Genomic DNA, 14,377 nt, shown 5'->3' with positions numbered 1-14,377 from the left:
GTCTGACGGAACAAGGGTCTAGGGTCGGGCCGTGCCGCGCCAGGGATTGGCAAGTCCGTAGAGTTGCGGCCGGTACCGGGTTTTGCGGGACGGCAGGGCGTCGCCAAGTTGATCGAAGAGCCCATCTTTGGCCGGGTCGAAGAGCCCGCGATAGAGGGGAAACAGGCCAGGCCGGAGATACCCCGACCAATGGCAGATCCGGGTGCTGGGCGAACGGGTGGCGAAGCCCAACTGGGTCAGCACGGCGCGATGGTCGGTTGCATCAATCGCCAGATCAATCCAGCGCGGCGTGGGCCGATCAAGCCCCGCAGCCAAAGGCCGATCGGTCCAGCTTGGGGCGCGGATCAAGGCGCGAAACAAAGCATCAAACATTGCGTTTTCGCCGCTCGCGACATTCAAAATCCGCGCGCCTTTGCCCGCGATGGCGGCGGCAGCAATGCTGCGATACTCCGCGCCTGAGAGCAGGACCATTTGCCGGACAGCGCCGGGTGCCGATGCCGCCAATGCCGCCAGAGCAACCCGCGCGCCGAGCGAATGAGCCATCAGGTTGATTTTCAGGTCGGGCCGGACATCCCGGATGATACGAATGGCCTGGGCAAGAGCGTCGCCGGCCAGAAACGCATGAGCTGCGACTTCCGCCAGACGCCCCCGCGCCGGCCAGCCGAAAGCGATGCCCAGCCCCGCGCCGGGCCGATTGAGATGCAAATGTCGTGGCCAACTTACGGCCTTCCAACACGTGGCCTGGGGTGTCAGCGACAGAATATGATGATGCGGATTGTCCCGGGCGCTGAACGGACAGAACCGATAGCCATGCACCATGAGGGTGACAGTCTCGTTCGTAGCCCGATCTGCCAAGGTGGACTGGAGCGCATCCGGCGAGTCTATCTGGGCATCCTGAGCATTCAAAGCGAGAACGGGCATGGCACGACCCCCCACAAGGTTTGGGGTGTGGATAAAACCTGTCCGCAACATTTAGGTGACATCGAAGCGACAGATGAGTGACGCCCACATGAAGCCAAGATGACAGCCCGTGGATTGCGGCTTGACCAAACCGTTGGTGCGGCCTAATCCACCTGTCGTGGCGATTTGTTTACCGGATTGCGGGCCACGTAAAACATCCCGCTAAAGAGGTCGAAGGTGCTTTTGATGAGATGCGCGCCCCGGCCACCCCAGGTCCGGGGTCTTTTTATGCCCGGACGCGCATGGAGATGAGACGATGAAAGACACCACAGGGCGCCGTTGGACCCCCCGAACCCGCGCCGTGCATGCCGGCACCCGGCGCAGCCAATATGGCGAGGTTAGTGAGGCGCTGTTCCTGACCCAAGGCTTCGTTTACGAGACCGCCGAACAAGCCGAGGCGCGGTTTATCGAGGCGGGCGAGGATGAATTCATCTATGCCCGCTATGGCAACCCGACGGTCCGGATGTTTGAAGAGCGGATCGCCGCGCTGGAAGGCACCGAAGACGCCTTTGCGACGGCCAGCGGCATGGCGGCGGTCAACGGCGCAATCACCTCGATGTTGAAGGCGGGCGATCACGTGGTCAGCGCACGGGCGCTGTTTGGCTCTTGTCTTTACATCCTTGAGGAGGTTCTGACGCGCTATGGCGTCGAGGTGACCTTCGTTGACGGCACCGATCTGGATCAGTGGAAAGCCGCCGTCCGGCCCGAGACGAAAGCGGTGTTTTTCGAGTCGATCTCGAACCCGGTTTTGGAAGTGATCGACATCGCCGCCGTGGCCGAGATCGCCCATGCGGCCGGGGCTTTGGTGATCGTCGATAATGTCTTTGCCACGCCGGTGTTCCAAGACACCGTGGGTCTTGGCGCCGATGTCGTCGTCTATTCCGCGACCAAACATATCGACGGGCAGGGCCGGGTTCTGGGCGGCGTGATCTGTGGCAGTCGTGAGTTCATCCGCAAAACGGCGGAACCCTATCTGAAACATACCGGCGGCTCGATGTCGCCGTTCAACGCCTGGGTGATGCTGAAATCGCTTGAAACCGTCGACCTCCGTTGCCGTGCGCAGGCCGCCAGCGCCTTGGCCCTTGCAAAAGGCCTCGAAGGCATGCCGGGCTTGAAACGGGTGCTCTACCCCGGGCTTGCCAGCCATCCGCAACATGCGCTGGCCAGTCGGCAGATGGAGCAGGGCGGCACCGTCCTTGCTCTGGAGGTTGAAGGGGGCGTGAGGCGGCGTTCCGGTTGCTGAACGCGCTGGAGATTGTGACCATTTCCAACAATCTGGGCGATGCCAAATCGATCATCACCCATCCCGCGACCACGACCCATCAACGGTTGACAGAAGAGCAACGCGCCGCCCTCGGGATCAGCGATGGGGTTTTGCGTCTGAGTGTCGGGTTAGAAGATGTGCAAGACTTGCTCGACGATCTCACCCAAGCCATAGAGCGTGTATGAAACCGTTTCTGGTCATCCAACTCCGCCCTGAAGACGAGGCTGCGGATGAAGAATATCACGCGCTTCTGGCGCGTGGTGGGATCGCCGAAGCGGAGACCCGACGCATCCGGCTGGATCAGCAGACACTTCCGGCGATGCAGCTTGAGGATTACAGCGGCGTGATTGTCGGCGGTGGCCCGGGCTGCGTTAGCGACGCGCCCGAGGAAAAGACCCGCTGGAAGCGCGGATCGAGGCGGATATCCTATCGCTCATGCCCGAGATCACGGCCCGCGACATGCCGTTTATGGGCTGCTGCTATGGTCTAGGCATCTTGGCAAAACATCTGGGCGGCGAGGTCAGCAAAGCGCGCTATGGTGAGCCGATTGGCGCGGTCGACTGCGCGCTGACCGTGGACGGAGTGAGCGACCCGCTCATGACGGATTTACCACGTTCGTTCAAAGCCTTCGTTGGTCACAAAGAGGCCGTGCAAGCCCTTCCGCCCGGCGCGGCACATCTGGCCAGCTCTGGCCCATGCCCGTTTCAGATGATCCGGGCGGGTCAAAATGTCTATGCCACGCAATTCCACCCCGAAGCCAATGGCGAAAGCTTCGCCACGCGGATCGAGATTTACAAAGATCGGGGCTATTTCGCGCCGGATGAGGCAGAGGCATTGAAGGCCGCGTGCCGGGCTGAGGATGTAACGGTGCCGGAAAAGATGCTGCACGCCTTTGTGACGCGATATCGCGGCTAAACCCGCGCCCTGAGCCAGTTTTTTCGCGGCGCGATGATCCGGCTTGCCCCGGCCTGCGTATCCTTTCTTGAGATCAAGTATTTGAATAATTCTGCATTTGGCCCATATGCTGAGGCCGGAGCAGGGCGCAAAGGGGCCTCACATGAATGTCTTTGTCACACCGACCTCGGATGGACCAAGCCGCGAGGAGGCCGCTGACGCGCTTCGCGTGTTGAAAGCCTGGGCCGAGACCGCGGGGAAGGAAGAAGTGGCGGCCCTGCATCCTGCGGCGGCAGAGCTTCTGACATCCGAGGGCTATCCCGATTTTGCGCGTGACTATCCGGCCGATTTCAAAGTGGATGCCGCTTACAAAGCATCGCTGCCGGATCTTCAGAACGGCCCAGCCTCGCTCATCAAAGGGGCGAACCGGCAAATCCAGCATGTGGGGATTTCGAATTTCCGCCTGCCGCTTCGGTATCACACGCGGGATAATGGCGACCTGACTCTCGAAACCTCGGTCACTGGCACGGTGAGCCTGGAGGCGGAGAAGAAGGGCATCAATATGAGCCGCATCATGCGGTCCTTCTATGCCCATGCGGAGCGCACCTTCAGTTTTGAGGTGATCGAGGCCGCGCTGGATGACTACAAGGCCGATCTGGAAAGCTTCGATGCCCGCATTCAAATGCGCCTGAGCTTTCCGATGAAGGTCGAAAGCCTGCGCTCCGGCCTCGCCGGTTATCAGTATTACGATATTGCCCTGGAACTGGTTGAGAAGGCCGGGGTGCGCAAGAAGATCGTCCATTTGGACTATGTGTATTCTTCGACTTGTCCCTGTTCTCTCGAACTTGCCGAACATGCCAGGACGACCCGGAACCAACTCGCCACACCACATTCGCAGCGCTCAGTTGCGCGACTGTCGGTGGAGGTGAATTGCGCCGAGAACTGCCTGTGGTTCGAAGACATCATCGACATGGCCCGCACCGCCGTGCCGACCGAAACTCAGGTGATGGTCAAGCGCGAAGATGAGCAGGCCTTTGCCGAGTTGAACGCGGCCAATCCAATCTTTGTCGAAGACGCGGCGCGGCTCTTTGCCGAGCAATTCCAAGCGGATGCGCGGATCAAGGATTTCCGTGTGGTGGCCAGCCATCAAGAAAGCCTGCACAGCCATGATGCGGTGAGCGTTTTGACCGAAGGGGACAGCTTCGCAGCCGATAGTCTGGATCCAAAGCTGTTCGCAACGCTCTTTCACGTCGGTTAAAGCCGCTGGCGGATAGGCGGGTCCGTGCTAGGCTGCGCGGATGACGCATGTGCCGAACTATTTGGATCAGTATTGGCCGATTACCCAGGATTTCGGGGTGATCGACGCGCCGATCAACGACGTGACCGCCGCCTATATGAGTTGGTGGTCGCTGACCGGCAAACCCGCGACACGCCAGGATGTTCGGGGAGGGCTCGGCGCGGCTTTGGAGGCGTTGTTCCCGCTCAACACGCGGCTAGACCGCCGGATTTTGGTGCCTTGCGCCGGCAATCGAACGGCATTTTTTCAGAACGGGTTTGATGGCTCCGCACCAGCGATGACGATGCGTTCGTTGGCGCGCAAGCTGCGCGTTCGGGCGTATAGAATTTGCCGCAAGTCCGGGCAATTCACTGCGCCCGAGACTGCGTTGGAGATTTATACGCCGAAACAACTTGGCGGCGATGACACGGGGTTCCGGCGGAGTCTGCGAGCTTGGAAAGAGGAGGGCGTGTGGCATTTTGCGGAGCGCGGGACGCCTCTTCGTTTCGAAGCTGCAGAGCAGCCGGAGGCGGGGTTCGACCCGGATATGTTAGGGCGTTACTTGGCGCATCTTGGGCTAGACGCCCTGTCGGAAGCGTTCTTCGATGGCTCAACAGACACAGCTGCGCAGCTTTTCCAAACCAACACCACCCGTGCCGATACGCCGAACTATTCGATGCTCGATGTCCTGAGTGGCGCGCCCTGGGCCGGGAGCGCCTAAAAATACACGCTTAGCGGTGCGCGGTGGTTAGCTGCCGCGGCCAAACCCGACCGGATCGGTGATTGGGCCATTATCCCGATCGGTGATCCCGGTACGGAAGCTGCGCCGCCCGCCGCGGCCATTGCCCACCGGATCGGTGATCGGTCCGTTATCCGCATCGGTGATGCCCGACCGGATCGGGGTAAAGCTGCCGTTGCCGCCGCCGCGACCAAACCCGCCCGGATCAGTGATCGGGCCGTTGTCGGCATCGGTCAACCCGGTTCTGGAGGAGCGCAATCCTCCGCGTCCGACGCCGCCCGGATCAGTGATCGGGCCATTATCCCTATCTGTGACGCCGGTGCCAATCGTGGCTGGCACAACGACACAGCCGCTCAGCCCAAGGCCGACCGAACCGATGCCAAACCCCTGCAGGATGCGGCGTCTGCTGAGGCCGCGCCGTGTTTCAATCTGATCATCGTCCAAGCTGGTCGGCTTGGGAGTCTTGTCTTCTTTGCCGTCTTTCATCGTTCCACCTCTGGCTATTGCTGCCGAAGCTAAGGCCAACCGGGTCGCCGTCCCTCGTCAGAACGCAAAAAGGGACGGGTCGAGTGCGACCTCAGATGTGCCTCTGTCGTCGCTCACCCGCGGCCGTTGCCGCCCGGATCAGAGCAATTGCCGCCGTCCGCATCGGTGATGCCGCTGGCGGCGTTGCGCGGGTTGCCGCGGCCGGCGCCGCCCGGATCGGTCCAGGAGCCGTTGTCGCGGTCGGTATACCCTGCACGCTGTTGACGGCCATCGCCGCGGCCATTGCCGCCCGGATCGCGCCAGGTGCCATTGTCTTGGTCTGTCACGCCAGAACCATAGGCGCGGCAGTAGCCACGGCCACGACCGCCGGGATCAGTGATCGCGCCATTATCGTTATCCGTGCCCGCCTCGGCAGTTCCTGCGCTGACACCAACGATCGTCGCGCCAAGCGCCGCAGTTCCAGCACCACGCATCATGCCGCGTCGGCTGACGGAGGTGATAATATCGCTATCGGAAAGGGATGGTTTCTTGTCGTCTTTATCGCTCATAATACACTCCCAATGGCGAAAGGCAGCACAGATATCTGCCGGCTATGATGAGTTGCGGGCGGACATCCCGCCAAAAAAAGAACAAAAATATACTGACTTAGCGGCAGGCTAGCTTGCTTGCCCTATCAACTCAATAGGAATAGCGGGAATGGTGCCATGTTTTCACGCTGCGGTTGCATCGCCTCTGGTCCTGCTTGACAGGCCAGCGTCGGCGCGCCAACGCTCGGCCTCATGTTTGACCTGCGCCCTGTCGGCTACGTTCTGGGACTTTTGGTGTCGGTGCTGGGCGCAACGATGTTGCTGCCCATGGCGGTGGATCTTTATCTGCAAAACGGTCACTGGTTGATCTTCGCGGAAAGCGCGTTGGTGACCATGGTGATCGGCGGATTGCTAACGCTGGCCTGCGCCAATGCGGTGACCAAGGGCTTGAGCTTGCAGCAGACCTTTGTGCTGACCACTGGTGTCTGGCTGGTCTTGCCGATTTTTGGCGCGCTACCTTTCGTCTTCGGGGCCACAGAAGCACAATATGTCGATGCGTTTTTTGAGGCGATGTCGGGGTTAACGACGACGGGCTCGACCGTGTTCACCGGGTTGGACGCTTTGCCCGAGGGCCTTTTGCTCTGGCGCGGTCTTCTGCAATGGTTTGGCGGCATCGGGATCATCGTTGTTGCGATGGTGTTTCTACCGGAGCTTCGGGTCGGCGGGATGCAAATATTCCGCTCGGAAGGCTTTGATACCTTTGGGAAAATCCTGCCTCGCGCAACGGAGATCGCCAGTCGGATTTCGGTCATCTATATCGCGCTCACCCTGGCCTGCGCGGGGGCATATTCCGTTCTGGGCATGGGGGTCTTCGACGCCATCGTTCATGCGATGACGACGGTGGCGACTGGCGGATTTGCCAATTCGGACACATCCTTTGCCGATGTTGCGCCGGGCGTCGAATATGCGGCCGTCATCTTCATGCTGCTCGCGGCGCTGCCCTTCGTGCGCTATGTGCAATTGATCGCCGGATCGGCCCGCCCATTCTGGCAAGACAGTCAGATTCGGGCGTTTTTTGCCACGGTGGCCATCCTCACGGCCGTTATGGGCACATGGCTTGTGATGGGCGAAGGGCAGGCGCAGGAGATTGCTCTGCGCAAAGCCCTTTTTAACACAGTCTCCATCGTGACAGGCACGGGATATGCCAGCGCGGATTATATGCAATGGGGCGCCTTTGCTGTCGTGCTGTTCTTCTTCGCTGGCTTGATTGGTGGTTGTGCGGGCTCGACCTCCTGCTCGATCAAAGTCTTCCGCTATCAGCTGCTGATGACGTCGATCTCGACCCAGGTGCGGCGGCTCTATGCACCGCATGGTGTTTTTGAGCCGCGATATCAGGGGCGCCCGGTGGCCGAAGATGTCCTGAACTCGGTTATGGCGTTTTTCGTCTTGTTCTTTGTGACATTGGGCGTGGTGGCGATTCTGCTCGGATTGACCGGACTCGATTTCATTACCGCGATCTCCGGCGCGGCCACGGCGCTGGGCAATATCGGCCCGGGTCTTGGCCCGGTGATCGGCCCGGCGGGCACCTTTGCCGAGTTGAATGACACCGCGAAATGGGTTCTCTCCGCCGCGATGCTGATCGGGCGTCTGGAGCTGATGGCGGTTTTTGTGTTGTTCACTGCTGCGTTTTGGCGCGGGTGAGTCCTGGACCTCGCAAGAGGTTTGGCCGGAAAACGGCTACTGCTTGGCGGTGATCGCACGCCCCGCCGCGACGCCGGATGACCAAGCCCATTGGAAGTTGTACCCCCCAAGCCAACCGGTCACGTCCATCACTTCACCGATAAGGTAAAGGCCAGGGATGAGAGCGGATTCCAGGGTTTTGGAGCTGACCTGATCCGTTGCGACGCCGCCAAGGGTCACCTCAGCCGTGCGATAGCCTTCCGACGAGGTCGGCGTCAGGTCCCATTGGGCTAGGGCCTTTGCGAGGGTCTGCAGAGCGGTGTCCGACATATCGGCCAGATTGCCGCCGAGGCCCCATTCCGTTGTCAGATGACGCGCCAATTTCTGCGGCAGCAATTCGGCCAAACAGGTTCCGATTGCTTTGCCGCCCGCCGTCGTGCGGCGCGCCCGCAGATGAGCAAATAGGTCCTGGTCCGGCAAAAGATGGACCGATAGCCGGTCCCCCTCGCGCCAGTAGGACGAGATTTGCAGGATCGCCGGGCCGGATAGCCCGCGATGCGTGAAGAGCATCGCCTCCTCGAAAGCGGTGCCGTTGCAGCTAATCCGGGTGTTGACCGCCGTGCCGGAGAGCGCCGCGAACTCCGTCTTGGCTGGCTCATTGAAGGTGAGCGGCACAAGGGCGGGCCGGGTTTCCGTCAGCCGGTGACCGAATTGTTCCGCAATCTGGTACCCAAGACTGCTGGCCCCCATTTTCGGGATCGATTTGCCGCCGGTGGCAACCACGAGATTTTCTGCGGTCACGGTGATCGGCTTGCCGTCCCTGATCAATGACACTCGAAACGCGATCCCGTCATGCGCGACCTCGCCCACAGAGGTCCGCAGCCAAAGCTCGGCAGGTTGCATTTCCGCCAGGAGCATCTGGATGATGTCCTTGGCCGATCGGTCGCAGAAGAGCTGCCCCAGGGTTTTCTCATGCCAAGGGATTTGGTGCCGCCCAACGAGATCAAGGAAATCCCATTGGGTATACCGGCTCAGCGCAGACTTGGCGAAATGTGGGTTCTCCGACAGAAAATTCTCTGCCGCGCAGCCCATATTTGTGAAGTTACACCGGCCGCCGCCCGAGATGCGGATCTTCTCGCCCGGCGCCTTGGCGTGGTCGATAACCAATGTGTCCGGGCCTGCATATGTCGCGCATAAAAGCCCGGCGGCGCCTGCTCCTAAGATAAGCGTTTTGACGTGTTTCGCGCTCATTGCATGGTCATGTCTTGCAGCAACGGTCGACGTCTCCGGCGAGGGGTATGAAGCAAAGATACAGCGAGCGCGAGGTGCCGTTAGTCTTTGAAATTCCGGCTTTCTTTGATCTGGTCCCAGGCCCAGACGACCTCTTGCAACCGGTCTTCGTCGGTCCGGTCACCGCCATTCATGTCAGGGTGCAAGATTTTGATCAGGGCTTTGTAGCTCTTGCGGATCTCCGCCTTGGCCCAATGGTCCTTGGCCTCAAGAATATCGAGGGCCCGACGCTCCGTCGGCGGAAGCTTTCGCGTCCCGGTGATCGATTTGCCGCGGTTTTGCGTGGCGTTGCCGCCCAGAACCTGATGCGCATCATCGATACCGAGCCGCGCCCATGCCCGTTCTTCGGCCGATTGCTTGAACGGCTTTGTGGGCCGATCCCACACGCGATCCCGGTCAAGCTGCGCTTCCATCTCGGCTTCGGTCGTGCCGTCAAAGAAGTTCCACTTCAAGTTGTATTCCCGCACATGTTCCCGGCAGAACCACAGGAAATCGTCGAGCACATCGGGCGATTTGGGCGCGCGATATTGCCCCGGTTCTTCACAGCCCGGGTGTTCACAAACCCGCTGCGACGTCTCAAACGCGCCAGACATACCCCGACGGCCGCCCCGACGTTTCTTTTTGTCGGTCGAGACGCGGAGGTCGAAATTGAACGGGTCTTTGTCGGTCATCGGAAGTGCCTTTTCGACTCGGAGCAGCCAGTTTAGAGTTTTGGTCGGTGAGGTGAAGAGGGAGCAGGCGAAAATAATGACGCGAACCGAGAAAATCCAGTCACGGCTGAGCGAGGCGTTTGATCCTGTCCTGCTTGAAGTGGTTGATGACAGCGAAAGCCATCGCGGTCATGCCGGGTATCAGGAAGGCGGAGAGAGCCATTTTAACGTGGCTATTCAAAGCGATGCCTTCAAAGGCCTGAGCCGGATCGCGCAGCACCGCGCGGTGCATGACGCTTTGGGTAAGGAACTGATGGCAGAGATTCACGCGCTGTCTCTGGATATCCGCAGCTAGCCTCTGTCGGTCGTGACGGTCTCTTCCTCGACGGCCTCGGGCGTGTCGAGGTTTGGGGCGCTGTCTTCTTCGATAAGATTGGTTGGCTCCGGCTCGGGCTGCGCTTCGATCAAGACCGGCTCCGGTGCGGGCTCAGCGACCTTCTCCTCAAGGGGTCTACGGAAAACCAAAACGTTGCGATAGACGGTCTGACTGCTGGTCAGGCCCGCGCGTTCGGTCACGGGCAGGGTGTCGGCGCGGACATACTCCCAACCATCTGCGCCGACCTCGTTCATCAGGGTTTCAAGGGTATGCGCGAACCGGTCGGCATTGGCCTTTATCCCCTTGGTCTTCAAGCTTTTATCTGGCGCAGGCACCACTTTGTATTCATATCGGATCATAATGCCCTCAAATCAGTTTTGGGCTGGCCTCAAATTGACCAGTTAGCAACGTGCACGAGCGCTCGCGTTCTGCTTGGCCAAGCTTTCAAAGTCCAAGCTTGCCGGACACGATCTCATTCACGGCCTTCGGATTGGCCTTGCCACCCGTCGCTTTCATCACCTGGCCGACGAACCAGCCGGCGAGTTTCGGGTTCTGTTTCGCCTTCTCAACCTGGTCGGGGTTGGCGGCGATGATCACATCTACGGCGGCTTCGATGGCGCCGGTGTCGGTGACCTGCTTCATGCCGCGCGCCTCGACGATCTCTGCCGGGTCGCCGCCTTCGGTATAGACGATCTCGAACAGGTCCTTGGCGATTTTGCCGGAGATATCGCCGGACTGGATTAGTTTGATGATGCCAGAGAGCTGGGTGGGCGTGACCGGCGTTTCGGTGATGTCGTGGTCTTCTTTCTTCAGGCGTCCGAAGAGTTCGTTGATCACCCAGTTGGCGGCGAGTTTGCCATCGGTTTCCGAGGCGACGGCTTCGAAATAGGCCGCTGAGTCCGTATCGGCGGTAAGCACCGAAGCGTCATAATCCGATAGGCCGAAATCGCCGATGAAGCGGGCCTTCTTTGCATCGGGCAGCTCGGGCAGCGTATCGGCGATACCGTCGACCCAGGCCTGTTCGATCTCCAGCGGCAGGAGGTCGGGGCAGGGGAAATAGCGGTAATCATGCGCCTCTTCTTTCGAGCGCATGGAACGGGTTTCGCCTTTGTCGGGGTCATAGAGGCGGGTTTCCTGGTCGATCTCTCCGCCCGCTTCCAGGATGCCAATCTGGCGTTTGGCCTCGAAATCAATGGCTTGCTGTATGAACCGCAGGGAGTTCATGTTCTTGATCTCGCAGCGCGTGCCCAGATGGCTGAAATCCTGGGTCGCCTGATATTTCTCGTACTGGCCGGGCGGGCAGACGGAGACATTGACGTCCGCGCGCAGGTTGCCGTTCTGCATATTGCCGTCGCAGGTGCCGAGATAGCGCAGGATCTGGCGCAGTTTGGTGACGTACGCCGCGGCCTCTTCGGGACCCCGGATATCGGGGCGGGAGACGATCTCCATCAGCGCCACACCGGTGCGGTTGAGATCGACAAAGGACATCGCCGGGTCCATGTCATGGATCGATTTGCCCGCATCTTGCTCCAGGTGGATGCGCTCGATGCGGACAAGCCGCGCGGTGCCGTCGCCCATCTCGACCAGCACTTCACCCTCGCCGACGATCGGGTGGTAAAGCTGGCTGATCTGATAGCCCTGGGGCAGGTCGGGGTAGAAATAATTCTTGCGGTCAAAGGCGGAGGTCAGATGGATTTCCGCTTTGAGGCCCAGACCGGTGCGGACGGCCTGTTCGACGCAGAATTCATTGATCACTGGCAGCATGCCCGGCATGCCCGCGTCGACGAAAGCGACGTTGGAGTTGGGTTCCGCACCGAAAGATGTGGACGCGCCGGAAAACAGCTTCGCGTTAGACGAGACCTGGGCATGCACTTCCATCCCAATGACCAGTTCCCAGTCCTGCTTGGCGCCGGGGATCACTTTGGGTTTCGGGGTCTCGTAGGTCAGGTCGAGCATGGGGGGCCTCCGCATCGGTCGAAGCGGGTTTAAGCGAGCCGGGCGAGACGGGCAAGGGGCGGTTGGATGTGTTGGCCGCGCGGCGACAGATCACGGTCAGGTCTTTGAGCGCCGCGCGCCGACGGTTGTTGGTCATTTGCAAGGGTCCGTCTAGAGTTTTCGGACAGTCGATGATCAAGACAAATGAGGTCCGCTGGTCTGGTCCACAATTAAAGGTGAGATGTGCCAGAGCCGACCCGCGGAACCGACCGCGTTCCGCCCTTGTCCCGGCGGATATTGGCCCAAATCTGCAAAGCCCCTTGTGCCACTCTGCCCGACCGGGCAGATTAGTCGGCCTGCTCATTGTTTCCGTTTGGGGTCCAATCTAGTGCGTGTCTTTGCTATGGTTTTGCTGGCCTGTGTCGGCCTGTCGGGCTGCGTGTCGGCCACGCCGGACGTTTCAACAACTGATATGCCGCCCCCGATGCGGTGGGACTTCCGACCGGAGGGGCGATTGTGGACCGATGCATCGCTGCAAATGCTGGCCACAGACGCGGCTGTTTTGACAGAAACCGTACCGGGCGACATCCAATCCTGGTGCCCCGCTTACCCAGAGGCCAGCGTGCAGGAGCGCGCGGCGTTTTGGACCGGACTTTTGTCCGCTTTGGCCAAGCATGAAAGCACGTGGCGGCCTGGAAGCGGTGGGCGGTGGGGGCCGTTGGTTTGGCCTGGTTCAGATCGCGCCGGCGACCGCGCGCGGCTATGGCTGCGGCGCGGGCAGTGGAGCTGCGCTGCAAGATGGCGAGGCCAATTTGCAATGTGCCCTGCGCATCTGGTCCACGACCGTGCCGCGCGACGGTGTGATCTCCGCTGGCGGCGGTGGTGTTGCCGCTGATTGGGGGCCAATGGTCATGCGCAACAAGCGCGAGGAAATGCGGGCCTGGGTGTCGCAGCAAAGCTACTGCCAGGAGTAATCCACAGCCCTGTGGATTGTTTCCCGAATCGGGCAACTCACGGGCTTGCGCAATGGCTAACGCATCGTCACCCTGAGGTCCGTGTTATCTGGAGGGGGCCAGGTTATGCGCTTACGCGACACTTGTTACGTTCTTGTTTTCGGGTTGTTGCCAGGCATGGCGGCGGCTCAGGCCGGGCCAACTGTCACGGTTGGCGCGATGACTTTGACGCCGCAATCCGAGTTTCTTGAACCGGTCGAACCCGAGACCCAAGCGCCACGGGTGAGCCTGCGGCCGCTATCGCGACCGGAATGGGCGATGCCCGATATGATGTGGGATGGCCACCCGCGTGGTGCACGATGGAGTCTTGCCGTCATGGGCGCGCTCAGAGGGCATGGCGCCGGTCTTATGGATGTGGTGCCCGAAGATATCGAGGCCTGGTGCCCGGCCTATGAAACGGCGGATCGGGCGCAGCGCGCGGCCTTTTGGGCCGGGCTTACGTCGACGCTGGCCTTTCATGAAAGCACCCATCGGCCGCGAGCGGTCGGCGGCGGCGGGCGCTGGTTCGGCCTGGTGCAGATCGCGCCCGGCACGGCGCGCTGGCGCAATTGCGAGGTGCGGTCGGGCCAGGCGCTGCTGGATGGCGCAGCCAATCTGCGGTGTGGCATTCGGATCATGGCCATCACTGTGCCGCGCGACGGGGTGGTCTCGGAAGGGATGCGCGGTGTGGCGGCGGATTGGGGGCCGTTTCATTCGCGGCGGAAGCGCGAAGAGATGCGGAATTGGGTGCGTCAGCAAGATTATTGCCGTCCACCAACACGGCCGCAAATCCGACCGGTCGGGCTGGTGCCAGAGCCAGTTTTGCCGATGCGGCGACCTGAACCTTTCGCGGGTCTTGCAGAAGCGGGTTAACCCTCGCGCACGGGGACCCCGCGATTGGTGGCTTCACGGATCAACACGGTCGGGTCGGGCACAGCCATGTGATGCAGCTTCACCTCGGTCCCATCGGTCATCACGATGGTGCATCGCGTCGGGCCATCGCGGTCGCAGACACGCAGATGCGCGATCGATCGCGCGGGCAGGCTGCGGTCGCGCGGACCTTCAAAGATATGCCAGCACTCGGGGGATAAATGCAGCCCATAAACCGGGGTTACAACGATTTGCCAGAAGCAGACGCAGAGCGCGGGGATCAGCAACAACAGCACTAACCCCGGCACGGACTGCCATAGAAAAGCGGTCAATAATACCAGGACTCCAAAGGCCGTGGCACTCAAGGCAAGATTGCCCGGACGGGCACGATATTCAAAGTCACTGGTCATGGCCGTTGCATAAGAAAGTATTGAGCCT

At 60.7% G+C, this 14,377-nt stretch carries 14 protein-coding genes, 2 pseudogenes and 1 riboswitch; of the genes and pseudogenes, 8 read left to right on the top strand and 8 right to left on the bottom strand.

What is annotated here, in order from left to right; genetic code table 11:
* Positions 1 to 18 precede the first annotated feature (18 nt).
* A complete protein-coding gene (locus tag QTA57_RS16695) occupies positions 19 to 921 on the bottom strand; it encodes an alpha/beta hydrolase (protein WP_290152612.1) in 903 nt (300 codons plus the stop codon).
* Positions 922 to 1,068: 147 nt separating this feature from the next.
* A riboswitch (SAM riboswitch) is annotated at positions 1,069 to 1,147 on the top strand.
* A 69-nt stretch (positions 1,148 to 1,216) separates the two neighbouring features.
* On the opposite strand from QTA57_RS16695, the pseudogene metZ reads away from it, so the two are divergent.
* The 4 genes and pseudogenes from metZ (at position 1,217) to QTA57_RS16675 (ending at position 5,115) form a co-directional block, all read left to right on the top strand.
* Positions 1,217 to 2,409 (top strand): annotated as a pseudogene (gene metZ / locus QTA57_RS16690) (O-succinylhomoserine sulfhydrylase).
* Positions 2,406 to 3,139, top strand: a pseudogene (locus QTA57_RS16685) (glutamine amidotransferase). Before metZ ends, QTA57_RS16685 begins: the two co-directional pseudogenes overlap by 4 nt.
* Positions 3,140 to 3,281: 142 nt before the next feature.
* The gene (gene folE2 / locus QTA57_RS16680) at positions 3,282 to 4,376 is read left to right on the top strand and encodes a GTP cyclohydrolase FolE2 (RefSeq protein ID WP_290152610.1); all 1,095 of its coding nucleotides are present in this window, start codon (positions 3,282 to 3,284) and stop codon (positions 4,374 to 4,376) included.
* A 40-nt stretch (positions 4,377 to 4,416) separates the two neighbouring features.
* A complete protein-coding gene (locus tag QTA57_RS16675) occupies positions 4,417 to 5,115 on the top strand; it encodes a hypothetical protein (RefSeq protein ID WP_290152608.1) in 699 nt (232 codons plus the stop codon).
* Between the two features lie 27 nt (positions 5,116 to 5,142).
* On the opposite strand, the gene QTA57_RS16670 is transcribed toward QTA57_RS16675, so the two are convergent.
* Complete coding sequence (locus QTA57_RS16670; protein WP_290152606.1) at positions 5,143 to 5,619, bottom strand: hypothetical protein; 477 nt, start codon at positions 5,617 to 5,619, stop codon at positions 5,143 to 5,145.
* A gap of 113 nt (positions 5,620 to 5,732) precedes the next feature.
* A complete protein-coding gene (locus QTA57_RS16665; RefSeq protein WP_171558375.1) occupies positions 5,733 to 6,167 on the bottom strand; it encodes a hypothetical protein in 435 nt (144 codons plus the stop codon).
* Positions 6,168 to 6,398: 231 nt separating this feature from the next.
* On the opposite strand from QTA57_RS16665, the gene QTA57_RS16660 reads away from it, so the two are divergent.
* Positions 6,399 to 7,847 carry a TrkH family potassium uptake protein gene (locus QTA57_RS16660; protein ID WP_290152605.1) on the top strand — a complete coding sequence of 483 codons (1,449 nt, stop codon included), beginning with the start codon at positions 6,399 to 6,401 and terminating at the stop codon, positions 7,845 to 7,847.
* Between the two features lie 36 nt (positions 7,848 to 7,883).
* On the opposite strand, the gene QTA57_RS16655 is transcribed toward QTA57_RS16660, so the two are convergent.
* Both QTA57_RS16655 and QTA57_RS16650 read right to left on the bottom strand, forming a co-directional pair.
* Entirely contained in the window at positions 7,884 to 9,077 is a 1,194-nt protein-coding gene (locus tag QTA57_RS16655; protein WP_290152603.1) for a BaiN/RdsA family NAD(P)/FAD-dependent oxidoreductase, read from the bottom strand.
* A gap of 80 nt (positions 9,078 to 9,157) precedes the next feature.
* Entirely contained in the window at positions 9,158 to 9,787 is a 630-nt protein-coding gene (locus tag QTA57_RS16650) for a DnaJ domain-containing protein (RefSeq protein WP_145210227.1), read from the bottom strand.
* A gap of 76 nt (positions 9,788 to 9,863) precedes the next feature.
* On the opposite strand from QTA57_RS16650, the gene QTA57_RS16645 reads away from it, so the two are divergent.
* Entirely contained in the window at positions 9,864 to 10,121 is a 258-nt protein-coding gene (locus tag QTA57_RS16645) for a BolA family protein (protein WP_290152601.1), read from the top strand.
* Here the strand turns inward: QTA57_RS16645 and QTA57_RS16640 are convergent.
* A complete protein-coding gene (locus tag QTA57_RS16640; protein ID WP_290152599.1) occupies positions 10,118 to 10,501 on the bottom strand; it encodes a DUF4177 domain-containing protein in 384 nt (127 codons plus the stop codon). The two genes, QTA57_RS16645 and QTA57_RS16640, sit on opposite strands and share 4 nt — an antisense overlap.
* Before the next feature lie 85 nt (positions 10,502 to 10,586).
* Positions 10,587 to 12,098, bottom strand: a complete 1,512-nt coding sequence (gene gatB / locus QTA57_RS16635) for an Asp-tRNA(Asn)/Glu-tRNA(Gln) amidotransferase subunit GatB (RefSeq protein WP_290152597.1) — start codon at positions 12,096 to 12,098, stop codon at positions 10,587 to 10,589.
* Positions 12,099 to 12,751: 653 nt separating this feature from the next.
* Between gatB and QTA57_RS18480 the strand changes: the two genes are divergently transcribed.
* Together QTA57_RS18480 and QTA57_RS16625 are read left to right on the top strand one after the other, a co-directional pair.
* The gene (locus tag QTA57_RS18480; RefSeq protein WP_330696728.1) at positions 12,752 to 13,051 is read left to right on the top strand and encodes a hypothetical protein; all 300 of its coding nucleotides are present in this window, start codon (positions 12,752 to 12,754) and stop codon (positions 13,049 to 13,051) included.
* A 105-nt stretch (positions 13,052 to 13,156) separates the two neighbouring features.
* On the top strand, positions 13,157 to 13,942 hold the full coding sequence (locus tag QTA57_RS16625) for a transglycosylase SLT domain-containing protein (protein ID WP_290152594.1): 786 nt from the start codon (positions 13,157 to 13,159) through the stop codon (positions 13,940 to 13,942).
* Here the strand turns inward: QTA57_RS16625 and QTA57_RS16620 are convergent.
* Entirely contained in the window at positions 13,939 to 14,349 is a 411-nt protein-coding gene (locus QTA57_RS16620; RefSeq protein ID WP_145210213.1) for a hypothetical protein, read from the bottom strand. The genes QTA57_RS16625 and QTA57_RS16620 overlap by 4 nt on opposite strands.
* Between the last annotated feature and the right edge of the window lie 28 nt (positions 14,350 to 14,377).

This window comes from Fontisubflavum oceani (assembly GCF_030407165.1).
GTDB classification, from domain to species: Bacteria; Pseudomonadota; Alphaproteobacteria; order Rhodobacterales; family Rhodobacteraceae; genus Rhodophyticola; species Rhodophyticola oceani.
This window is presented reverse-complemented; position numbering and strand designations above follow the sequence as displayed.